Annotated in this window: 20 protein-coding genes and 1 tRNA gene; 10 read left to right on the top strand and 11 right to left on the bottom strand. The window is 70.7% G+C overall.

The features are described 5' to 3' along the window. Positions 1–13: 13 nt before the first annotated feature. Positions 14–421, bottom strand: coding sequence for a hypothetical protein (locus QO010_RS14030; RefSeq protein WP_307350100.1), 408 nt, complete (start codon positions 419–421; stop codon positions 14–16). A 71-nt stretch (positions 422–492) separates the two neighbouring features. Here QO010_RS14030 and QO010_RS14025 point away from each other — a divergent pair, with 71 nt between their 5' ends. The 3 genes from QO010_RS14025 to QO010_RS14015 all read left to right on the top strand — a co-directional run bounded on the left by QO010_RS14025 (position 493) and on the right by QO010_RS14015 (position 3,101). Next, positions 493–1,806 (top strand): dicarboxylate/amino acid:cation symporter, encoded by a 1,314-nt coding sequence (locus QO010_RS14025; RefSeq protein ID WP_307350098.1) that lies wholly within the window; start codon positions 493–495, stop codon positions 1,804–1,806. Between the two features lie 81 nt (positions 1,807–1,887). Further along, positions 1,888–2,673, top strand: coding sequence for a crotonase/enoyl-CoA hydratase family protein (locus QO010_RS14020; RefSeq protein WP_307350096.1), 786 nt, complete (start codon positions 1,888–1,890; stop codon positions 2,671–2,673). An 8-nt stretch (positions 2,674–2,681) separates the two neighbouring features. After that, positions 2,682–3,101 (top strand): PaaI family thioesterase, encoded by a 420-nt coding sequence (locus QO010_RS14015; protein ID WP_307350094.1) that lies wholly within the window; start codon positions 2,682–2,684, stop codon positions 3,099–3,101. Here QO010_RS14015 and QO010_RS14010 read toward each other — a convergent pair. Continuing rightward, a complete protein-coding gene (locus QO010_RS14010; protein ID WP_307350092.1) occupies positions 3,098–4,084 on the bottom strand; it encodes a hypothetical protein in 987 nt (328 codons plus the stop codon). The genes QO010_RS14015 and QO010_RS14010 overlap by 4 nt on opposite strands. Positions 4,085–4,275: 191 nt before the next feature. On the opposite strand from QO010_RS14010, the gene QO010_RS14005 reads away from it, so the two are divergent. Together QO010_RS14005 and QO010_RS14000 are read left to right on the top strand one after the other, a co-directional pair. Continuing rightward, a tRNA-Ser gene (locus tag QO010_RS14005) sits at positions 4,276–4,365 on the top strand. A 200-nt stretch (positions 4,366–4,565) separates the two neighbouring features. Further along, on the top strand, positions 4,566–6,620 hold the full coding sequence (locus QO010_RS14000) for an alkaline phosphatase D family protein (protein WP_307350090.1): 2,055 nt from the start codon (positions 4,566–4,568) through the stop codon (positions 6,618–6,620). A gap of 43 nt (positions 6,621–6,663) precedes the next feature. Here the strand turns inward: QO010_RS14000 and QO010_RS13995 are convergent, their stop codons facing one another. Both QO010_RS13995 and QO010_RS13990 read right to left on the bottom strand, forming a co-directional pair. Further along, a complete protein-coding gene (locus tag QO010_RS13995) occupies positions 6,664–7,362 on the bottom strand; it encodes a DUF2306 domain-containing protein (protein ID WP_307350088.1) in 699 nt (232 codons plus the stop codon). A 23-nt stretch (positions 7,363–7,385) separates the two neighbouring features. Continuing rightward, positions 7,386–7,616 (bottom strand): hypothetical protein, encoded by a 231-nt coding sequence (locus tag QO010_RS13990; RefSeq protein WP_307350087.1) that lies wholly within the window; start codon positions 7,614–7,616, stop codon positions 7,386–7,388. A gap of 194 nt (positions 7,617–7,810) precedes the next feature. Here QO010_RS13990 and QO010_RS13985 point away from each other — a divergent pair, with 194 nt between their 5' ends. Together QO010_RS13985 and QO010_RS13980 are read left to right on the top strand one after the other, a co-directional pair. Next, complete coding sequence (locus tag QO010_RS13985) at positions 7,811–8,614, top strand: hypothetical protein (RefSeq protein WP_307350085.1); 804 nt, start codon at positions 7,811–7,813, stop codon at positions 8,612–8,614. Beyond that, positions 8,611–9,399 carry a class I SAM-dependent methyltransferase gene (locus tag QO010_RS13980; protein WP_307350083.1) on the top strand — a complete coding sequence of 263 codons (789 nt, stop codon included), beginning with the start codon at positions 8,611–8,613 and terminating at the stop codon, positions 9,397–9,399. The genes QO010_RS13985 and QO010_RS13980 overlap by 4 nt, the downstream gene beginning before the upstream one ends. 4 nt (positions 9,400–9,403) lie before the next feature. Here the strand turns inward: QO010_RS13980 and QO010_RS13975 are convergent, their stop codons facing one another. After that, positions 9,404–9,775, bottom strand: coding sequence for a DUF1304 domain-containing protein (locus tag QO010_RS13975; protein ID WP_307350081.1), 372 nt, complete (start codon positions 9,773–9,775; stop codon positions 9,404–9,406). Further along, a complete protein-coding gene (locus tag QO010_RS13970) occupies positions 9,772–10,989 on the bottom strand; it encodes a TIGR03862 family flavoprotein (RefSeq protein ID WP_307350079.1) in 1,218 nt (405 codons plus the stop codon). Before QO010_RS13970 ends, QO010_RS13975 begins: the two co-directional genes overlap by 4 nt. A gap of 61 nt (positions 10,990–11,050) precedes the next feature. Between QO010_RS13970 and QO010_RS13965 the strand changes: the two genes are divergently transcribed. Both QO010_RS13965 and QO010_RS13960 read left to right on the top strand, forming a co-directional pair. Then, positions 11,051–11,827 carry an SDR family oxidoreductase gene (locus QO010_RS13965; protein WP_307350078.1) on the top strand — a complete coding sequence of 259 codons (777 nt, stop codon included), beginning with the start codon at positions 11,051–11,053 and terminating at the stop codon, positions 11,825–11,827. Positions 11,828–11,883: 56 nt separating this feature from the next. Continuing rightward, the gene (locus QO010_RS13960; RefSeq protein ID WP_307350077.1) at positions 11,884–12,609 is read left to right on the top strand and encodes a hypothetical protein; all 726 of its coding nucleotides are present in this window, start codon (positions 11,884–11,886) and stop codon (positions 12,607–12,609) included. A gap of 11 nt (positions 12,610–12,620) precedes the next feature. Here the strand turns inward: QO010_RS13960 and QO010_RS13955 are convergent, their stop codons facing one another. The 5 genes from QO010_RS13955 to QO010_RS13935 all read right to left on the bottom strand — a co-directional run bounded on the left by QO010_RS13955 (position 12,621) and on the right by QO010_RS13935 (position 20,009). Further along, the gene (locus QO010_RS13955) at positions 12,621–13,397 is read right to left on the bottom strand and encodes an SDR family NAD(P)-dependent oxidoreductase (RefSeq protein WP_307350075.1); all 777 of its coding nucleotides are present in this window, start codon (positions 13,395–13,397) and stop codon (positions 12,621–12,623) included. A gap of 67 nt (positions 13,398–13,464) precedes the next feature. Then, a complete protein-coding gene (locus tag QO010_RS13950) occupies positions 13,465–16,395 on the bottom strand; it encodes a hypothetical protein (protein WP_307350073.1) in 2,931 nt (976 codons plus the stop codon). Beyond that, positions 16,388–18,361 carry a hypothetical protein gene (locus QO010_RS13945; RefSeq protein WP_307350072.1) on the bottom strand — a complete coding sequence of 658 codons (1,974 nt, stop codon included), beginning with the start codon at positions 18,359–18,361 and terminating at the stop codon, positions 16,388–16,390. The genes QO010_RS13950 and QO010_RS13945 overlap by 8 nt, the downstream gene beginning before the upstream one ends. Next, positions 18,358–18,777 carry a hypothetical protein gene (locus QO010_RS13940; RefSeq protein ID WP_307350071.1) on the bottom strand — a complete coding sequence of 140 codons (420 nt, stop codon included), beginning with the start codon at positions 18,775–18,777 and terminating at the stop codon, positions 18,358–18,360. Before QO010_RS13940 ends, QO010_RS13945 begins: the two co-directional genes overlap by 4 nt. After that, complete coding sequence (locus QO010_RS13935; RefSeq protein WP_307350070.1) at positions 18,777–20,009, bottom strand: AAA family ATPase; 1,233 nt, start codon at positions 20,007–20,009, stop codon at positions 18,777–18,779. Before QO010_RS13935 ends, QO010_RS13940 begins: the two co-directional genes overlap by 1 nt. A 179-nt stretch (positions 20,010–20,188) precedes the next feature. Here QO010_RS13935 and QO010_RS13930 point away from each other — a divergent pair, with 179 nt between their 5' ends. Beyond that, positions 20,189–21,997 carry a flavin-containing monooxygenase gene (locus QO010_RS13930; RefSeq protein ID WP_307350069.1) on the top strand — a complete coding sequence of 603 codons (1,809 nt, stop codon included), beginning with the start codon at positions 20,189–20,191 and terminating at the stop codon, positions 21,995–21,997. Position 21,998: the final 1 nt, after the last annotated feature.

Here is a 21,998-nt window from a genome sequence, read left to right as displayed (position 1 = left end):
TTTCGGTGACAGTTTACTTGTCCCGGCCCCGCGCCGTGCTCACCGCCCCCTCACTGTAGGTCAGAGGCTCGGCGTACAGCCGCGCCCCCTCTTGGGTGATCGCCGCCAGTTCCTCGAACAACCCTTCATCCGCCGCCTTGAAGTTCAGGCAGGACTTGCCCTGCATCCGCTTCTTCAGCTCCGGCGACAGCCGCTCCAGCAGGGCCGGATGGGTGTAGAGCGGCATCAGGTGATAGCTGGCATAGGCCTTGCCCGACCGCACCCCGCCAAACCACATCGGCTGCTTGGGATGCAGGGGGTTGGGGTGCGGCGCGACCATCTCCAGGCTGGTCTCGCCGCCCTTGGTTTCGATCATGCCAACCGCGTGGCGGCGCATCAGGGCGGCCAGCTGGGCGGCGACGGCGTCATGGTCTCCGGTCATGAGCTCAGACTGCCCTTCCCGTTTGCGCCGGGGAAGGGCAAAGATGCGCCCCTGACCTTTGCGGGGGCCGCATGAATCGCCTGTTCACCGTCTTTATCGTCCTGGCCATGGTGCTGGGCGTCGCCGTGGGCCTGGCCTGCCACGAATATTGGGGCAACGCGGCGCACGAGGCGCAATTGGCCCCGGCGGTCGCCGCGGCGCACAAGGCGCGGCTGGCCCTGGCCATCGACAGTTTCAAGCTGATCACCGATCTCTTCCTGACCTTGATCAAGATGATCATCGCGCCCCTGGTGTTCACCACCCTGGTGGCCGGCATCGCCCATATGGAGGACGCCGCCGCGATCCGCGGGGTCGGCATCAAGTCGATCAGCTGGTTCATCCTGGCCTCGATCGTCTCGCTGACTGTGGGCCTGCTGATGTTCCACCTGCTGCAGCCGGGCGGCGACCTGAAGCTGGCCACCGAGCTGGGCGCCAAGGCCAAGCCCGTCGATATGTCGGCCTTCACGATCCAGGACTTCATCGTCCATCTGGTCCCCAGTTCGATCTTCGACGCCATGGCCAAGAACGCCATCCTGCAGATCGTGGTCTTCTCCCTGTTCGTCGGCACGGCGGTCGCCTCGCTGGACGACAGGGCCCCGGCCGTGATGGCCCTGGTCGAGCAGGGCCTGGCCATCATGCTCAAGGTCACCGGCTATGTGATGAACCTGGCGCCGCTCGCTATCTTCGCCGCCCTGGCCGCCTCCATCGCCAAGGAGGGGATCGATATCATCCGGATCTATGCGGAGTTCGTCGGCGGCTTCTACCTGTCGTTGGGGGTGCTGTGGGGCCTGTTGTTCCTGGTCGCTCTGCTGGCCCTGGGCGGGCGGGCGCTGGGCCTGATCGGGGCGATCAGCCAACCCACCCTGCTGGCCTTCTCCACCGCCAGTTCCGAGGCCGCCTATCCGCGCACCCTGGCCGCGCTGGAAAAGTTCGGCCTGCCCCGCAAGGTGGTCAGTTTCGTCCTGCCGCTGGGCTACAGCTTCAATCTCGACGGCTCGATGATGTACTGCACCTTCGCCACGCTGTTCATCGCCCACGCCCACGGCATCGTCCTGACCGTCCCTCAGCAGATCAGCATGCTGCTGCTGTTGATGGTCACCTCGAAAGGCATGGCGGGCGTGCCCCGCGCCTCCCTCGTCGTGATCATGGCCACCCTCACCTATTTCGGCATGGACGAAGCCTGGATCGCCCTGGTGCTGGCCGTCGATCACCTGCTGGACATGGGCCGCTCGGCGACCAACGTGGTGGGCAACTCGGTGGCCGCCGCGGTGGTGTCGCGCTGGGAGGGCTTCCGGGTCGACAGGAAGCCGGAACCGGAATCTCCGCCTACGCCTGACGCAGCCTGATCGGGTTCTGAAAAGAAACCCACTTGCCTTCCGCTGCGTCGGCCGTCGCATCGTGCCGTAAAGCATCCAATGGAGGGATTCATGGCGAATGATTTTGGACCCACCGTCTCCTGGCGCACCGAGGGCGCCACGGCCATCGTCACCATCGAGCGGCCCGAGCGCCGTAACGCCGTCGATGGCCCCACAGCCCGCGGCCTCTATGACGCCTTCCAGCAGTTTGAGGCCGACGAGGCCCTGAGCGTCGCCATCCTCACCGGGGCCGGCGGCAACTTCTGCGCCGGGGCGGACCTGAAGGCCATCGCCTCTGGAAGTGGCAACCGGGTCGAGCAGACCGGCGACTTCGGGCCGATGGGTCCGACCCGCATGACCCTCTCCAAGCCGGTGATCGCCGCCGTCGAGGGCTTCGCGGTGGCCGGCGGACTGGAGCTGTCGCTGTGGTGCGACCTGCGGGTCGCCGCCGAGAGCGCCACCTTCGGCGTCTTCTGCCGCCGGTTCGGGGTGCCGCTGATCGACCTGGGCACCATCCGCCTGCCCCGGCTGATCGGGGCTTCGCGAGCCATGGACATGATCCTCACCGGCCGAGCGGTTGGGGCGGCCGAAGCCCAGACCATGGGCCTGGCCAACCGCGTCGTCCCTGACGGCCAGGCGCTGACGGCGGCCCTGGAGCTGGCCGAGCAGATCGCCGCCTTCCCCCAGCTCTGCCTGCGCAACGACCGCCGCTCGGCCATGGAGCAGTGGAGCCTGGACTGGGACGCCGCCACCGCCCGCGAGATCGTGCTGGGCCTGGAGACCCTGCGCACCGGCTCCAGCGTCGAGGGCGCCAGCCGCTTCACCGCCGGCCAGGGCCGGGGCGGCTCGTTCAAATGAGCGACAGCATGTCCGAGAATTTCGCCGCCGACTTCACCGAGCGCCAGAAGGGTCATCTGCCCGGCGAGCTCGACATCGAGTGGGAGCTGGTCGCCCGGGGCGAGGCGCGCGGACGCTTCACCGTCACTCAGCGCCACATGGCCCCCAACGGCTTCCTGCACGCCGCCAGTGTCATCGCCCTGGCCGACAGCGCCTGCGGCTACGGTTGCGTGGTCTCGCGGCCGCAAGGCGCGACCGGGTTCACGACGCTGGAGCTGAAGTCCAACTTCCTGGGCACCGCCCGCGAGGGGGTGGTGACCTGCCGGGCCTGGCTGGTCCATGGCGGCCGCACCACCCAGGTCTGGGACGCCGAGGTGCGCCACGAGGAGACGGGCAAGGTCATCGCCCTGTTCCGCTGCACCCAGATGATCCTCTGGCCGAAAGCCTAGGCGCTCTCGGACCGGCCGCGGGCCGCCCCCACGACCCGGTCCAGCACGTCCGGCACCAGCCGCTCGGCGAAACCGGCCAGGAAGGCCCAGACCACCAGGCGGGCGGCGTCGAAGCCGCTCTTGAGGCTCAGGCAGTGGTCGATCAGCTTGAAATTGGCCATCGGCCCGCCTCCCGCCGTGCAACCGTCGACGAAGTCGGGGGTGATGGCCTCGACCTTGAAGGCGCCGCTGGCGAACAGCGGCACCAGCAGCACCGCCAGGGTCGGCCCGACCAGGCCGGCGACCAGCACGCCGCTGATCCCCTGCCGCAGGGCGCTGATCTGGGCGACCGGGTCGCGGCCGCCCGCGCCCAGGCTGCCCTGGACGCCGGTCCGCTGCATGATCGAGACCACGGCCCCGGCCGCGGCCACCGCCATCAGCATGAAGTAGTTGAGCAGCGAGTTGACCAGCAGCAGGCCGTCGGCGCTGACGGACCCACGCCCCAGCAGGGCCCAGATTCCGGCCACGGCGGTCAGGGCCAGGAACATCCCGCCCAGGATGAGCAGGCAGCCCCGGCGGATGCGATCGACGATGGCGTCCCGCTCGCTGATGAAGCCATAGCTGAGCTTCAGCCGCTCCAGCAGGCTGAGCGCCTGGCCCAGCAGCGCCGCCTTGTCGCCGCCCGCGTCCTCGCCGCCCCCCGCCTCGCCGCCCCCTGCCTCGCCGCCCCCTGCCTCGCCGAGCGCCGCCGCGGCGGGCCCCTCCAGGGCCGTCAGTCTTTCCTTGAGATGGGCGACCAGGGGCGCCAGCCGCTCGGCCCCGAAAGTCCTGGCCGTCTCGGCCCGAAGCTCCACCGCCGCGGCGATCTGCTCGCCGGGCCGGGGGCTCTCGAATCCCGCCCGGATCACCTTCAGGATTTCGGCCGAGACCGCGCCGGACTCGGCGGCCATCACCAGGTCGGAATCCGCCGCCAGCATCCGCGCCTCGGCGCACCGCTCCTTCATCGCCGCCTCCCTCGTCGCCCCTCCGTGAAGACGGCGATTTGAACACGCCAGGGTCGGAACGGCGAGTCCGTTCAATCGCAGATTTGAGCCCAGATTTAAGCGACGAATCCGCCCCTTGCGCTATCGGGGCCGCGTCGCTAGGTTCCGCGCCTTCGCTCTAGGGGGCCTTCGCGGGCTCCCCACACCGGTATGGAGAGGTGGCAGAGTGGTCGAATGTACCGCACTCGAAATGCGGCGTGCCTGGAAGGGTACCGTGGGTTCGAATCCCACCCTCTCCGCCACCGGTCGTCCTTGAGATCAGGACCCAGGTCGCTCGCAGACCGACGGCCTTCTCCGGAATCCGACGCCACCCGCCTGAACGAAAGTTAACTTGCGGCCGCGGGACGAAAGTCGTCCGTGAACCTTCCGTTCTTCCCGCGCGCTGGCCGGGAACGATGGAGCGACGGCCGGGTGGAAGGCGTCATTTCGGGAGGGGTGGACCATGGACAAGCTTGGGCTGTCGCGGCGAGCCTTCGCCGCCCAGGCGGCGGCGCTGGGGGCGGCGCTGGCGTTCGGAGGCGCCTCCGCCCAGGCCAGGCCTGTCGCGCGCGGCGAGCGCCGCGACCTCTTTCCGCAGGGCGTCGCCTCGGGCGATCCCCGTCCGGACAGCGTGATCCTGTGGACGCGGCGAGCCCCCGACGCCGGGGTCGCCTCGCACCGGCTGACGGTCGAGGTCGCCAGCGATCCGAAGTTTGGGAAGCTGGTCGCCCGCGGCGATGTCGCGGTCACCGCGGCGACGGACTGGACCTGCCGCTTCCTGGCGGCGGGCCTGAAGCCCGGGCGGGAATACTGGTATCGCTTCATCGACGAGGCCGGGAACGCCAGCCGGGTCGGCCGCACCCTGACCGCGCCGGCGGACGATGACGACCGGCCGGCCAGGTTCGTCTTCGTCAGCTGCCAGGACGTCACCCAGGGCGCCTGCAACGCCTACCGGCGCATGCTCTACGAGGACGCCCGCCGACCGCGCGCCGAACAGCTGGGCTTCGTCCTGCACCTGGGCGACTTCTTCTACGAGCTGGTCTGGTATCCCGAGGAACGGCCGGGCGGCGTCGAGCGGGGCCGGCGCCTGCGCGACATCGTGCGCTACCCGCACGGCGAAAAGGTCGGCGCCTTCCACATCCCGACGGATCTGGACGACTATCGCACCGCCTATCGCGGCTACCTGCTCGACCCGGATCTGCAGGACGCCCGGGCCCAGTGGCCGTTCGTTCCGGTCTGGGACAATCACGAATTCAGCTGGCAGTCCTTTCAGAGCCAGCAGATCGTGGGCGGCAAGGTCCGTCCGGCGCAGACGCTCAAGGTCGCGGCGAGCCAGGCCTGGTACGAGTACCAACCGGCTCGGGTCCGCAAGGCCGGCAGCGGGGACGTGTTCGTCCCGCCCTCGGTGGAGAACAAGCCGCTGACGGACCTGGATGCGCGCGGCGTCGGGCAGGAACCCAACAATCTGGCCGCGATCAAGGCGCTGCAGATTCAGCGGGCGTTCCGATACGGCAAGAACATCGACATGATCCTGACGGACAACCGGTCGTTCGGATCGCCGGGCGGCGACTACAGCGGGCTTCCGGAGATCAAGTTCAACGCCATCCCCGAACACATGCTGGAGGTCCTGGATCAGGCCCAGGCCTATAACGGTGGCAATCCTCCCGCTGTCATCCGCGTCGGGGACGGTCTCGAATTTCCCAATCCGCATACAAAGGCGCCGCCGGAGGCCTATCTGGGCCTGGAGCAGATGGCCTGGTTCAAGGACCGGCTGCGGGCGGCCAAGGCGCCCTGGAAGATCTGGGGCCATTCGTTCGGCACCCTCACCGGGCGCACCGATCCCCAGAACCTGCCGGCGGCCTTCGCGGACCGCTGGCCTAAGGGGGCGGGCTATGGCGTGATCAACGGGGCCTATGGCGTCGAGCACGGCGAGATCTTCGACATGGTCCGGGCCGAGGGGATCACCGGATTGGCGATCGTGGCCGGCGACAGACATTCCTTCTGGGCCGGCTATCCCAGCAAGACCCTGCCGCCCCGCGCGTTCGATCCGGTGGGCGTCGAATTCATCACGGGCTCGATCTCGGCCCAGGGCGCGGCCGAGGTCTACGAGCTGACCCTGCCCAAGGACCGGCCCCTGCGGCCCCTCTACATCTATGACAAGCCGGACGGCTCGATGCAGAGCACCTACGACATGACGCTGATGCACGGCGTGCGGTCCTCGTTCGTCCTGAAGGAAACCGGAGACCCGGCCAAGGCTCGCGCGGCGCGAAACCCGGAGCTGGCGCCACATCTCAGGTTCGTCGATCACGGCGGCCACGGCTACACGATGGTGCGGGCCTCGCCGCATGAGCTCGAGGCCGAATTCGTCTGCATCCCTCGCCCGCTCGAGCGCAGCGAAACAGACGATGGCGGGCCGCTGATCTATCGCGTGGCGCACCGCGTTTCGCTCTGGAAGCCGGGAGAGCCTCCTCTGCTCAGGCAGGAAATTCTCGAAGGCGATCCGGGCCTCGCCATCTGAGGACCGGCGCCCGGTCAAGCGCCGCGAACCGCCTCCTGAAATCTCACGGAGTCGCCTCGAGCGAGCCGGGGCCCGGGCGGGGCGTCGGCGGCGAGGGCCTGCGCCAGTTCGTGAACAGCACCCGCACGAGCCAGTAGGCCATCACGATCAGCACCAGGCCCAGCGACCCCAGCAGCAGGGCCGGCCCGGGCACGACCGGGGGGAGCGCGTCGGCGCCCTGGGCGGCGAACGAGCCCACGGCGATGACCAGGCCAAAACACATCCGCCACAGGTGCCGCGCGATCCGCTGGGGGCCCGCCAGCCCGCGCCGCAGAACCACGCTCAGGTCGCCGGCCGCCGCGCCCGCCAGCGCCGCGCTGATGATCAGGCTGGCGACCACGATGAAGGGGTTCTCCGACTCCCGGGCGCCGGTGAGCCGCGCCACCGCCCCGGCCGCGCTGGCCAGGGCGAAAAGGGCGGCGGCGAGGAAGGCGGCGATCTCGAACAGACCGCTCCGGTTTTCCTTGCGGCGCACCGCCATCCAGCCGGTGCCGATCATGTAGATGGTCAGGCCGCCGGCGACCACATTGCCGACATCCTTGCCGAGCGCCGCGGCGGTGACGGCCATCACCGTCATCGCCCCGGCGAAGACCGATCCCGCCATCCGATGCGCCGCGCCGCCCTTGCGGAACGTCAGCGCCCCGGCCCCCGAGAGCACACTGAGCGTCCCGGCGGCGATGTGGACTGTGAGCAGAGCGGACATGGGCGCAAAACTCCGTTGACCGGTCAGGACGGACTGTCGGTCAGCACAGGTTGAGGTGAAGCGAGGGACGAGGCGGCGGCCCGCGCCCGCCACCGGTCGGGGTTGACGGCGCGGACGAGCAGCCACAGGGCCAGTCCGACTTCCGCCACCAAACCCGGCCTGCTGTCCCGCACGGCAAATTCCGAAAACGGCGCCGCCAGTATGATGATGAGGTAGGTCAAGCCCACGATGCGGGCCGTCGATACCGGGTTCAACCGTCCCCCTCCAACCAGGTCCGGCCGGCAACCTGCCGGCCACGATGGAAACCTATCCCCCTCCCGGGCTGCCCGACATGACGCGGGAAGCCAAAGACATGACCCCAGCGGCCAAAGTCGGGATGTTCGGGGGTGCGGTCCGCGCGCGCCTTGGCTTGACGGCCGACGCCTGTGTTACATATATTTCAGTTATCATGACAAAAGATGTAACTTCATCGACTCCGGACTGGCGCCTCACCGCGCAGGAGGCCGCCCACGCCATGCCGGTGCTGCAGTCGGTCCATCCCGACCTGAGCGCGGCGCCGGCCCCTCGGCTGGCGACGATCCGGCAGTTCGCCCAACGTTGCGGCGTTCGCTACGGGGCGCTGCGCACCGCCCTGAGCCGCGCCTGCGCGGCCGGCTCCCTGGAGATCGCCGACCGCCGCTACCGGCTGGGGCCGCTCAGTCTCGAGGAGGCGGCGGCGGCCAGGGCGCTGCGGACCCGGACCCACGGCTACACCCTCTGTGTGGTTCTGGAGGGCGAGGTCGACGATCTGCCCCGCCTGCGCGAGCTGCTGGTCCGGGTGGGGTTCCGTCCCTTCCAGCGCTCGATCTGGGTCGGCGCGCGGACGACGGACGACCGTCTGGGCCTGGCGCTCCAGCGGGCCGGCCTTGCCGGTTCCGTCGTGGTCTTCCACACCGACGAGGTCGACGCCGGCGCCCGTGACCGGCTGTCCGGGCTCTGGGGCCTCCCCGAGCGCGCGGCGGTCCTTCGCCAGTTCCACGGCCAGCTCATCGCCTATCTGACCGAGCCGGGCATCGGGGCGGAGGAGGCGGCCTGGCGCTGCGTCCAGGCCGCCCCCGTCTGGTACCGCATCGTCGTGCGCGACGAGCCGCCGTTTCCGCTCGACCTCTGTGGCCCGGACTATCCCCGGGACGGCCTCAACGCCGCCTGGCGCGCGCACCTCGCCTCGATGGCCGGCCCGTTGACCGCCCTCTGGGGCCTGGAGGCGCGATGACCGCTCGGACCTCGAACTGGATTCCCAGCCGGCGCATCCGCTTCGTCGCCGGCCTGGCGCTGGCCTTTGCGGCGGCCGCCGCCGTCGGCAGTCGCTGGTCGCTCCTCGCGCTCTTGCTGCTCGTCCCCGCGCTGGGCGCCGGCTGGGCGGCCTTCGTGATGCTGCGCATCCGCCGCCAGCTCTCGCCCGGGCGCGGCGGCGGCTGGGAGCGGCGCATCCATGAGCTGGTCGTTTCGCGTCTCGGGCTGGCTCCGGATTCAAGAGCCGCCGCCCTCGACATCGGCTGCGGCGACGCCAGCCTGCTGGTCGCCCTGCTCGACCACGCCCCGGCCGTGGCGGCGACCGGCGTCGACTACTGGAGCGGAAGTTGGGACTACGCCCAGGCCGCCTGCGAGGCGCGGCTGTCGCGGCTGGGCCTCAAGGCGGCGTTCCAGCGGATGGACGCCGCGCGCCTGGTGTTTCCCGACGCCAGCTTCGACGCGGTCGTTTCGGTGATGTGCTTCCACGAGGTGAAAGCGCCGCGCGGTGTGAAGATGCGCGGTCCACTGCTGGCAGTGAGCGAGGCGCTACGGGTGCTGCGGCCGGGCGGCGCCTTCGTGTTCGTCGACCGCTTCGGGGATGCCGCCGACTATGGCGAGCCGGCCGGGCTGGCGGCGGTCCTCCCGGTGGCGGGCGTTCGCCGCGAGTCCCTGGTCGCCACGCTGGGCGTACCCTGGCCGCTCAACACCCGGCGCTCACTCGGGCCGGTGGAGGTGATCTCGGGGCGAAAGTCGCCGATGGGGTAGACGGCTAGCTCGCCGGCTTCGACCTGGACGTCAGCAGCACCAGCAGCAGGGCCAGGGCCGCCGGAGCGGCCTGGCTGTAGAGGATCGTCGGCTTGACGGTCAGCCCGCCATAGGTCCCGGCCACGACCACGCAGCTGAGGAAGAAGACCTTCAGGTCGAAGCGCCGCGCCACCAGGGCCCAGGCCAGGCCCACCGCCAGGAAGCCGTTATAGAGCGCCTGGTTGGCCGCCAGCGGCGCGGCCTGGGCCGCGAATTCCGGGGTGGTGCCGAAGATGCGCTGGCCGATCGGCCCCTTCCACAGGAACATCTCCAGGATCAGGAAGGCCACATGCTCGAGCGCCACCAGGGCGACCATCAGGTTGGCGATGAACTTCATGATCCACTCCTCTCGCGCAGCCAGTCGATGACCCCGGCCGCCGCCACCGCCCCCGAGGCCATCGAGGCCTGCAGCAGGTAGCCGCCCGTCGGCGCCTCCCAGTCCAGCATCTCGCCGGCCGCGAAGACGCCCGGCAGGGCCTTCAGCATCAGGCGCCCGTCGACCTGATCGAGCGCCACGCCGCCGGCCGAGGAGATGGCGCGGGCCAGCCCCTGGACGCCGGTCAGGGTCAGGCGGACGGCCTTGATGCGGCGGGCCAGCTTCTCGGTTCCGGCCGGCAGCTCGCCGGGGATTTCCCGCAGCAGGCCGATGGCGGCGGGCGAGAGGCCGGCGGTCTTGCGCAGCCAGTTGGTGACGCTGTCCTTGCCCCGCGCCTTGGTCAGCCGGTTTGCCAGGGCGTCGATGGAGAGGTCGGGGCGCAGATCCACGGTCAGGGTCGCGGTCCCGTCCCGGGCAATGGCCTCGCGCAGGCCGGCCGACAGGGCATAGACCGCCCCGCCCTCGACGCCATAGCCGGTCAGCATGGCCTCGCCGCGCACCGCTTCCTTGCCGTGGCTGAGGGCGACGGGTTTCAGCGGCTGGCCGGCGAAGCGTTCGGCGAAGACCGGCGACCAGGCCACGTCGAAGCCGCCGTTCGAGGGCTGGAACGGCGAGACCGTCACGCCCCTGGCCGCCAGCCACGGCCCCCAGGCCCCGTCCGAGCCCAGCCGCGGCCAGCTCGCCCCGCCCAGGGCCAGGATCACGGCGTCGGGATGCTCGGTGCGGGGACCGTCCGGCGTTTCGAACTTCAGACCGTCGCCGTCAAAGCCGACCCAGCGGGATCGCGTCCGCAGCTCGACCCCCGCCGCCGCCAGCCGCGCCAGCCAGGCCCGCAGCAGTGGCGAGGCCTTCATCGCCCGGGGAAACACGCGACCCGACGAGCCGATAAAGGTCGCCTGCCCCAGCCCTTCGGCCCAGCCGATCAGGTCGGTCGGCGAGAAGGCCTTCAGCCAGGGCGCGACGACGGGGGCGGCCGCGCCATAGCGGCTGAGAAACCCCTCCATCGGCTCGCTGTGGGTCAGGTTCAGCCCACCTCGTCCAGCCATCAGCAGCTTGCGCGAAGGCGAGGGCATGGCCTCGTGCACCGTGACCGCCAGCCCGGCCGCCGCAAGCCGCTCGGCGGCCATCAGTCCGGCGGGTCCGGCTCCCACGATATGGACGGTGTGACGGATCATGCGTCTTCCTAGACCCTGACGGCGCCAGATGCGACACGAAGGCGGATACGGAGGGACCAGCATGGATCTGGGCATCAAGGGCCGCACCGCCCTGGTCGCCGGCGGCAGCGCCGGGCTGGGCGGGGCCAGCGCGCGACTTCTCGCGGCCGAAGGGGTCAATCTGGTGGTCTCGGCGCGGGGCGAGGCGCGGCTGCGGGCGTTCGCCGCCGAGGTTGCCAGTGAGGCCGGCGTTTCGGTCACGCCGGTGGCCGCCGATCATTCCACCCCAGAGGGCCGCGCGCGGCTGCTGGCCGCCTGTCCCGACCCCGACATCCTGGTGATCAGCTGCTCGCCGCCGGCTTATGTCGACGACCTCACCACCATCGCCGAGGCCCAGTGGCTGGAAGCCCTGAGCGCCACCTTCCTGGGCCCCATCGCCCTGATGAGCGCGGTGCTGCCGGGGATGGAGGCGCGGGGGTTTGGGCGGATCGTCAATATCGGCACGGTCAGCGGCAAGGCGCCTTGGGACAGGCGTGTCCTGTCGGGGGCGCCGCGCTCGGCCCTGCTCAACTATGTCCACGCCGCCAGCAAGCGGTTCGCGGCCAGCAATGTGACCCTGAACACCCTGCTGCCGGGCATGTTCGCCACCGAGGCGGCCATGGCGCGGTTCGGCGCCAATGGCGCCGACGCCGAGGCCGAGATGCTGAGCTCGGCCCGCAAGATGCGCATCCCGGCCGGTCGTTACGGGCGGCCCGAGGAACTGGCCCAGGCCTGCCTGCTGCTCTGCGGCGCCCAGGCCGGCTACATCACCGGCCAGAGCCTGGTGCTGGACGGCGGGGCGACGACCTCGCTGGTCTGAGACTTGAGCCGACGCCCGGCCCACAGCATCATAGGCGCTTTGCTGAGGGGAACTTCATGAAGCGTATGGTTCTGGCCCTGGGCGCGGCCCTGGCGATGGCCGCCCTGGCCCCGGCCGCCCGGGCCTGTGAGATCGATCCGAAGGCCGTCATCGCCCTGTGGCCCGGCGTCGCCGACATGCCCACCACCCGGGTGCAGGGCCTGATGCCGGTGCTGGATCCGCGCTCCTACAATCCAGGCGACCCCCTGCCGGAGGACTGCAAGGTCCGCTGGAGCGTCGACAGGCGCTATGGCCGCATCAAGGACGACAAGCTGACCATCGTGCCGGGGACCCCGGACGGAACCGAGCTGACCGTCACCGGCACGATCCGCACCACCCAGGGCCCGCGCAAGGTCGAGGGCAAGCTGTTCGTCATCGACATGGCCAAGCATCTGGTCGCCGGCAACTGGCGCCAGAGCGGCCTGAGTTGCCCGGGCGGAGCGCCGGCCGGCGCCGTGGCGCTGAACGAGCTGATCTTCAACGCCCGCGGCGAGTTCAAGGCCACCTGGCAGCCCTTCGAGTCCTATGTCGACTATTGGGGCGACTACAGCTTCGATCCCGCGACCGGCGCGATCTCCCTCAAGCCGACGGGTGGCAACCACGTGCCGAAGGACGCCACGCTGAGCGGGACGGTCACGGTGAACGGCAACGAGCTGCGGACGAAGGGCCTGAGCTTTGGCCAGCCGCGCGGCCCGGCCCTGCCCGCTGACTGCGAGGTCACGTTCAAGCGGAGCGGGACCTAGGCGTTGGACTTCTAGGCGTTCCTGGCCATCAGGCCGCCGTCCACCGGAATGGTCACCCCGGTGATGTAGGACGAGGCCGGCAGGCAGAGGCTCAAGGTCACCTGGGCCACCTCCTCCGGGTCGCCGTAGCGGTGCATGGCCGTGCGGCGCTTGGCGAAGATCTGCTTGTGCTCGTCGCTGATCGAGCTGGTCATCGCCGTGGCGATGGGGCCCGGGCAGATGCAGTTGACGGTGATCCCCTCGCGGCCCAGTTCCACCGCCAGGGCGCGGGTCAGGCCCGTGACCCCGGCCTTGGCCGCGCAATAGGGGCTGTCCATCGGGGTGGCGCCCAGGGCTTCGGTCGAGGCGATGTTGACGATGCGCGGGGCCTTCGACTTGCGCAGGTGCGGCAGGGCCGCTCGGATGACCCGGTGGTGGGCGGTCAGCAGCACCGAAACCGCCCGGTCCCAGACGGCTTCGTAATTGTCGGAGTCGATCGGCGAGAAGGCCGAGATGCCGGCATTGTTGATCACGCTGTCCAGCCCGCCGAACCGGGCGGCGATGGCCTCGACCACGGCCTTGATCTCGTCAGGATCGGCGACGTCCAGCTTCCAGGCCTGGGCCGACCCGCCCGCCGCTGTGATCTCCGCTGCCACTGCGTCGGCCGACCCGGCGTCATAGTCGGTGACCGCGACATTGGCCCCCTCGGCGGCGAACACCCGGGCGGTCGCCGCCCCCATGCCGCTGCCGGCCCCGGTGACCAGGACGGTGAGGCCGCGCACCGATCGGCTGAGCTTGGCGAGAGACATGGCTTCCTCCGGATTTTCCGGCATCAAGCCGGGAGGACCGTAGGGAAGGCAAGAGCGGCTCGGCCCGCTAAAGGGCCGTCACATTGAAGGTCGCCAGGTCCAGCACCAGCAGCCCCCCGGCCTCGTCGGCCCAGAGCGACAGCCGCGCCTCCCCGGAGCCGTCCGACTCCTTGGCGGGCCGAATCCCGCGCGCCAGGCAGACGAGATTTGCCTCAGGGTCGTGCTCGAAGGTGAAGCGCGGCGCATTGGCATGGGTATGCTCGAGGGTGGTCGAGGCCGGTTCGCCGGGGCCGGCCGGCGGCGCGGCGCTGACGAAGGGCCGGCCGAAGTCGCAGGACTGGAAGACGTCCCGCCCGGCGATCTCCGCCGCCACCCGCTCCCTGGCCTGGACCAGCGCCTGTCGCTCCAGCACATCGCTCCAGGGCATGACGGGCATGCTGAGGTGGTCGCGCCGGGTGGCGCGCAGCAGGTTGGGCGGCGTCCAGAACCAGTCCTGAGGCGGCGGTTCGCCGCGCGTTCCAGGCGCGGGGGGCAGGCAGAGGCTGGCGGTCATCTCGCCCGAATGGCGCAGCTGCCAGGCCTCCAACAGGCCGGCCCGCTCGGGACTGACGTCCAGGGTGATCCAGGCGAAACCGTCGCTCTGGTGGGCGAAGGCCGCCGCCCGCAGGCGCTCGGTGAGGGCGCAGGACCACAGGAACTCGATGGCCGGCTCAGGCGCGCACAACCGGGCCAGGTCCAGCCCGCCGATATCGCCGCCGATCTGCACCAGCCACTGGCCCTCGGAGGTGACGTCGTGATGGGCGAACAGCCGGACCCGGCCGATGGTGTGGAAGCGGCGCTCATGGGTGGCCAGGCGGGTCAGCAGGCTGGTCCCGTCCTCCTGCCGCTGAATGACCAGGGCGTGGGGGCCGGTCCCGATCGCCACCAGGGCGGTGACCTCGCTGACGGCCTGCTGCCACAGCAGCCCGCCATGCCGGTCCAGCAGCTGCAGCAGGTTGCTCTGGCGCCAGACCAGCATCTCGCCATTGCCCATCAGGCAGGCGCGGCGAACCGCTGGACGGATCGCGGCCGGGGGCGGCAGGCGCCAGCCGCCCTTGGTGGGGGGCAGCTGCACCTCGAATTTCATCAGCTTGCCCAGTTCGGTCGCCAGCACGGGAAGGCGGGCCCGGTCCAGCAGATGCTTGAGCATCAGCAGCTCGCGCCGGCCCAGCCTGTCGGAGGCCATGGCGAACCCGCCCAGCACCAGGGCCTCCACCAGCAGGGCCGCCGGTCCCCGCCAGAAGGCGGCCTGCTCGGGATGGTCCGGCCGGCCCAGGCGCGTCAGGGCCTGGAGCAGGTTGACGAGTTCGCCGCCGGCGTCGGGCGTCTCGCTCCGCAGGACCGTCTGCAGCCAGGCCAGCACGGCGGGGAACGGGCCCTCGCCCTCGATCCGGGGCATGTGGGGGAAGGCTTCCAGCCCCTGGGGCGAGATGTCGGCCCTGGTCCAGCTGGCGGCCAGCAAGGCCCGGGCGGCCAGCTCGGCCTGGAACCCGCCTTCGCCATCGAGCCGCAGCGCTTCCGCCAGCCAACGGGCGCGAGCCGCTGTCAGCACGGCGGCGATGCCCGACACCGAGGTCAGGGCGTCGGTGACCTGCAGGGCGCGCAGCGGCTGGCCCGTCGCCAGCAGCACGTCGGTCCAGGCCTCGATAACCAGGATATGGAAGCGGGCGTCCTTGCCCCGGCTGTCCTCGGCCAGCTCGTCGAAGCAGCCGGTGCGCCGGGCCAGGGCCAGGGCGGCGTCGGTCTGCCCGGCCTTGTAGAGCAGCCGGATGGTCATCACCGGCGGCATGCGGCTGTCCAGGGCCAGCTTGGCCGCCTCGGCGAACAGGCCGCCGGCCTCCAGCACCATCACCGCCTTGCGATGGTCATCGAGCAGCTGGGAATGGATATAGGCCGCCCGGCGGTGGTCGCCCTCCTTCTCCAGCCGCTCGGCGATGGCGAGATAGCGGCTGTGCAGGGAAATCATGCCCACGCCGTCCAGCAGCGGCGCGAAGAACCGCCCGCCATCGACCCTGAAGTCCAGGCCGGCCCGCATCTCCGGCAGGCTGTTGGGATAGACCTTGCTGCGGCGGGCCGCATCGCCCCCCAGCGCAATGGCCAGCTTGAGCGCCAGGTCGATATCGCCGGCGGCGAACAGCCGCTCGACCTGACGCATCCGCTCGCCGATCCGGCCCTTGAGCCTGTTGCCCAGCGGCGAGTGCCAGCGGATCCAGCCCATCAGGTTCTGCAGAACGCCCGGCTCGCCCTCGCCGTTCGCCGACCGGCCCGGCCCCCTGCCCTGCAGCCGGTCCATCGCCTGGCGGAAGATGGAGGACAGCTTGGTCCGCTCTTCCAGGTCCCGCAGGCGGGCCTCGATGTCGCCCAGGGTATCCGGCGCGTTCTTCACCACCGGAATAGCGGCATGGGAGATCGGTGCGAGGTCTTCGCCGGAGACCTTGGGCCGCTCGGCCCGCGCCGTTGCCGGCACCGCCGTGGGCGAGCGGGCGGCATGCAGGGTCAGGCGCGGCATATCCCACAGCCCCGCCAGCGGCTGACGGACCAGGCCGTCGAGCGCCACGCCCCTCAGCCGGCCGGCCCACCACAGTTCGAGCCGGCGCAGGGCCTCCCGCGAGGCCGGCGGCGCGGGGTCGAGCGCCTCGTCCGGCCGCCGCCGGAAACTGCTGAGCACGCCCGTCGGCGAGCCGGTCAGCGGCAGGGCGGAGGCCGGCAGCACGCCCTCGATCGCGGTCGGCGCCTGGAACACCGCCACCAGCACATCGGGCCCGCCCGGCTCCAGCGGCCCGCGCCAGACGCCCCACAGCGCCTCGCGCAGCGGCCGCAGATCGGGGCCCGGCGCGCCGGGCGCCAGGACCATGGCCGCGCCGTCCCAGGGCAGGTCCCTGGGCAGGGTGGGGCTGGCGGGAAAGTCCCGCCCGGCGCCCTCGCCGCTCCGGCGTATGGCGTGGCTGCGCCTAGCCATCCAGGGCGCTCACATCGATTTCCTTGGCCGTGTCGCGCAGCGCGGGCAGGTCGAAGCGCGTGGTCCCCGTGCGGCCGGTCCGCTTGTTGTGCCGCAGGATCAGCAGTTCGGCCGGCGTCCCCTCGGCGGTGACCGTCAGGGCCAGGATGCCTTCCTCGCCGAGCTCCAGCTTGACGATATGGGCCGCATCGTCGCCCAGCTTCACATTGGGCTGCTTCTGGACGATCTCGCCGTCGGCCTCGCGGCGGAAGCTGCGCACCACGCCGGCGCCGCCCGCCCGGAGGTCCGACCAGACGCGAACGGCGAGGCCGCCGCGATGGGGCCTGGCCGACAGGAGGTTCTCGTCCCGGGTGACCGTCAGGTCCAGCGCCCGCTCTTCGACGACGCCCGGCCGCGGACCCAGCGAGGCCGGCAGCGTCCAGCGGTTCGGCGCCAGGCTGTAGGCCAGGCTGCGGTCCGACCGGGAATAGGTGAGGCCGTAGAGGCGGCTCAGCGCCACCGGATCGACCCCCTCGCGGAAACTGTCGACCAGGCCGCTACCGGGTTTCAGCACTCGCAGCAGGGCGCCCCCGCCCGCGTCGTCCCGAACGATGTGATAGAGGCCCGACACCCCGACGATCTGGGGGGCCTTGTAGAGGGGTCCGAACCCCAGATCGTGGTCCGACCGGTAGGGGCCCAGCTCGAAGGCGTGGCCGGAGGTCGAGTAGAAGCGGATCTCGGGGGTCTCGAAGATCGGCGGGATGGCGTAGGGGCTCTGCTTGGCGAACAGATGCTCGGTGGCCACCGCCTGCGAGCGGACGATCGGGGGAAACCGGCGGTCGGAGTCCAGCAGGAACCGCCCCAGGGCCATCCGGTCGCTCCCCGACCGCCGGCTGCGGGTCAGCAGCGTGAGCATCGAATAGTTCACCCGGACCCCCGCCAGCACCGCGTCGGGCGGCAGGGCGGCGAACCAGCAGCCCGCCAGGGTTAGCTTGTCTCCAAACCGCAGGATCAGCAGGCCGTCATCGAGCCGGACGATCGCCAACCGTCGCTCGGGGGTGGTGAAATAGCGGGGCTCCCAACCGACCAGTTCGCGCCGCAGCGCCGGCAGGCCCGCAACCTGGCTGGGGGCCAGCGGCCGGAAGGGATCGTTCAGGGCCGAGACGCAGACCCGGTCGTCCGGAAAGCTCACGCTGGCCCGGGAGCGCTCCCGACCGCCCTGGCGCAGCGCCACCTCGGCGGCGCGCGGCCCATCGGGCGACGGCGGCCCGAGCCGGAAGGATAGCGCGCCGCCCGCGACGGACGCAGCCGCGCCCTCCCGGCGGGCGCCGACGGTCCAGTCCACCGGGTCCAGCCTGCGGCCGGCCTTGGCCCTGCCCTTGGCCAGGTCCGACCACAGGGCCGTGGCGGCCTCGACGTCGTCGAGGCTCATCTCCCGGAAGCTGGCCGCCCGCAGCAGCCGCCGCACGGTTTCGGGGGTCAGGGCGTCGAACCAGACCACCCCTTCCGGCCGGGGCAGGAAGCACCAGTGCAGCTGGGCTTTGCGGCCGTGGGCGATGCGGGCCAGGAAGAACAGCGCCGCCAGCGCCACCATCCGGCCATGGCCCAGGGACCCGGGCCCGATGGAGATCATCACCCGATAGGCCGGCCGCACGCCCGGATCGGCGTAGCGCTTCTCGTGATAGAGGGTCTCGGATTCGGCCAGCCGGCGCAGGAATTCCAGCGGCTCCTCGGTGCGTAGCAGCAGTTCGCTCTGGACGATCTGACCCAGGTCGCCGCGCTGGCTGAGGCCGCCATAGCCCTCGAAATCGCCATGTTCCGCCAGGTCGGGCGCTTCCAGGATGCGGGCCATGCGCTCGAACTGGGCCAGCTGGCCCTGCAGGATGCGCAGCATTGGCTCCGACAGCTGTTCCAGCACCGGCAGGAAGGGGGCATAGGCGGCCGGCAGCTTGGGCGGGGCGGCGGGCGCTTCCTGGGCATCGCTCATGCTGCCGCCTCGCGCGCGAACGGCGCCAGATGGCGGACGAGATAGAGGTCGGCCTCATCGCCTTCCTCTCGAGGGACAACGATGGCGGGTGGGGCCAGGCCGTAGTGCTCGCCGATCGCCTGCCAGAGAACGGGCTGGACATGGTCCGGCGCCGCCAGGGCCCAGCCGACCGGCAGCCACCAGCCCGGCAAGGCTTCATAGAGGGGAACGGCTCCCGCGAGCCGGGGCAGGACCGGCTCGTTCTCGCCATCCGGCCGGGCGAACAGCGCCGCCCAGTCTTCGCCACGGGCGAACGGCAGCGACCGCAGGGCGGCGGGCTTGCCGGCCATGGCCCGGTTCAGGCCCTCCACCGCGCCGGGGCCCCGCACCAGAACAGCGCCGACCGTCTGGACCGGATCGGTGCGGACCCAGCGCATCAGTCCGCCTCGTCGTCTTCCACCGTGGCCGGGGCGGTCAGGTCCGGGACCCGGCCGCTCGAATGGGCCTCGAGCAGGCCCTCCAGGCTCGCCCGCACCGCCCGCAGGTGCTGGGGAATGGTGTTGGCGTCGAAGGCCGCGTCGATGCGGGTCAGCATGGTCTCGACCCGCACCAGCCAGCTCTCATAGAGGCTGTCGGTGGCCAGCGCCGGCCGCGATTCCAAGAGCAGGCTGGCCTGCTCGGTCAGGTGGGCGGCATGGGCGGTCGGGCCATAGGTCGCCCGGGCGACGCTGTTGGTCAGCACCGGGTTGCGGCTCTGCTTCAGCTCAACGGCCAGCACCTCGCGGACCTCGTCCTGCTGGGCCCGGGACTGCACCAGATAGGTGACCGGCCACAGGTCCTCGGGCCCGGCGGCGGTCGCGCCGCGCAGCAGGGCGGCGGCGGCGATCAGGGTCTGGCCCTTGACGATCTTGCGGTCGGTCAGGGTCACCCCGACCAGCCGCACCTTGCGCACCACATGGGCGTAGGCCTCGTGGATCGGGGTCAGGTCGATGGCCAGGGCCGCCTCGTGCAGCTCGGCGACCACGCCCCGGCCCAGCGGCGGGATCGGTTCGGCGGGCTCGGCGGTCTGGCGCCAGCCGGTGCGCATCAGCTCGGTCAGCTCGTGGTCGCCCACCGGCTCGACGAACATGGTCATCAGGAAGCGGTCGGCGAAGGCCGCCAGCAGCGGGTCCTCGGGCATGGCGTTGGAGGCGGCGATGCAGGAGATCAGCGGCGTCATCACGCTGAACTGGCCGCGCCGATAGGTCCGCTCGTTGAGGATCTTCAAGAGGGTGTTGAGGATGGCGGTCGAGCCCAGGAAGATCTCGTCCAGGAAGGCGACATCGGCCTCGGGCAGCATGCCGGCGGTCACCGGCCGCACCTGGCCCTCGCGCAGGGCGTTGAGGTCCAGCGCCCCGAACAGCTCCGAGGGCTCGGTGAACCGGCCGATCAGATATTCGAAGGCCCGGGCCTCCAGCGCTCCGGCGATGGCGTGGACCACGGCCGACTTGCCGGTGCCCGGCGGGCCGATCAGCAGCACATGCTCGCGGGCGATCAGGCCCAGCATGACCAGTTCCAGCAGGGCGCGGCGCGAGACGAACCGGGCGCTGAGCGCGTCGAGATGGGCGTTGACCTGGGCGATGGCGACGGCGTGGTCGCCGGACGAGCGGACAGGGAGCGGGGCGGACATGGGGGCTCCGGGCCGGCGACGCGTTACTGATCCCCCCTCGGGACGCGCCGGCCTCGCCTTGTGATACGCCGGGCGGGGGTTTTCAAGCCGGGTGGGCCGTCAGGTCGCGGGACATTCCGCTTGAATTCCGTTGGGGCGCCGATAGGACCGTTGCATACCCTGTTTTCGAAAGCCCGCCGATGACCACCGACGCCGCCACCCGCCCGCCGATCGACAAGAAGGCGCTGCTGGCCAAATACATCGCCGAGCGGGACAAGCGGCTGCGGCCCGACGGCAACGACCAGTATCTGCGGGTGGCCGGGACCCTGGCCCATTATCTGGAGGACCCCTACACCCCCCGCGTCGAGCGCGAGCCGAAGACCGACCATGTCACGTTCGCCTTCGTCGGCGGCGGGTTCGCCGGGCTGGTGACCGGGGCGCGGCTGGTCGAGGCGGGCATCACCGACGTCCGCATCGTCGAGAAGGGCGGCGACTTCGGCGGCACCTGGTACTGGAACCGCTATCCGGGCGCCCAGTGCGACACCGCCTCGATGATCTACATGCCGCTGCTGGAAGAGACCGGCCACCGCCCGACCGAGAAATACGCCCACGCCCCGGAAATCCTGGAGCAGTGCCAGCGGATCGGCCGCCAGTACGGCCTCTACGACAACGCCCTCTTCCACACCGAGGTGGAGTCGCTGGTCTGGGAGGACGAGCAGAACCGCTGGCGCATAACCACCAACCGCGGCGACAGCTTCACCGCCAGCTACATCGGCCTGGGCACCGGACCGCTGCACGTGCCCAAGCTGCCGGGCATTGCCGGCATCGAGACCTTCAAGGGCCACAGCTTCCACACCAGCCGCTGGGACTATGACTATACCGGCGGCGACCCCAGGGGCGGCTTGATGACCAGGCTCGCCGACAAGCGGGTGGCCATCATCGGCACCGGGGCGACCTCGGTGCAGGCCGTGCCCCATCTGGCCCGCGTCTGCGGCCAGCTCTACGTCGTCCAGCGCACCCCCAGCTCCATCGACGTGCGGGCCAACCAGCCGATCGATCCGGACTGGTTCGCCTCCATCGCCACCCCCGGCTGGCAGAAGCGCTGGCTGGAGAACTTCACCGCCAACCAGGCCGGCGGCGCGGCCGAGGAAGACTGGGTCATGGACGGCTGGACGGACCTGTCGCGCCGCATCCGCGCCAAGATCATGCAGCTGCCCCGCGAGGAGATGACTCCGCGCAATATGCTGGCGGCCTATGAGGACAGCGACTTCGAGAAGATGGAGGAGATCCGCGCCCGGGTGGATGCCATCGTCGCCGACCGCGAAACCGCCCAGAAGCTCAAGGCCTGGTACCGCCAGCTCTGCAAGCGGCCCTGCTTCCACGACGCCTATCTGCAGGCCTTCAACAACCCCAACGCCAGGCTGGTCGACACCGACGGCAAGGGCGTGGAGCGGATCACCGAGAAGGGCTTCGTGGTCGCCGGCGTGGAATACGAGGTCGACTGCATCATCTACGCCTCGGGCTTCGAGGTGGGCACCGACTTCACCCGCCGGGCCGGCTTCGACTTGACCGGCGTGGATGGCCTCAAGCTCTCGCAGGCCTGGGCCGAGGGCATGAAGACCAAGCACGGCATCCACGTCCACGGCTTCCCCAACGCCTTCTTCGTCCAGCCGACCCAGGGCGCCAACCTGATCTCCAACGTGCCGCACAACCTGACAGAGGCGGGGGCGACCATCGCCCGCATCATTCGCCACGCGCAGGACGGCGGCTTCAAGCGGGTGGACGTCACCCGGCAGGCCCAGGACGCCTGGGTCGAGCTGCTGCTCGGCGGCCCCGGCCGCATGCTGGGCTCGCCCGACTGCACCCCCGGCTACTACAACAACGAGGGCCAGGAGCCCGGGCCGGCGGCGAAACTGGCGGTGGGGTATCCGGCCGGGGCCACGGCCTATTTCCGCTATCTCGACAGCTGGCGGAACTCAGGGACGTTCGAGGGCCTGACGTTTAGCTAGT

Source organism: Caulobacter ginsengisoli (genome assembly GCF_030814835.1).
GTDB lineage: Bacteria > Pseudomonadota > Alphaproteobacteria > Caulobacterales > Caulobacteraceae > Caulobacter > Caulobacter ginsengisoli.
The sequence above is the reverse complement of the archived record's forward strand: the minus strand, read 5'-3'. Positions and strand labels throughout refer to the sequence as shown.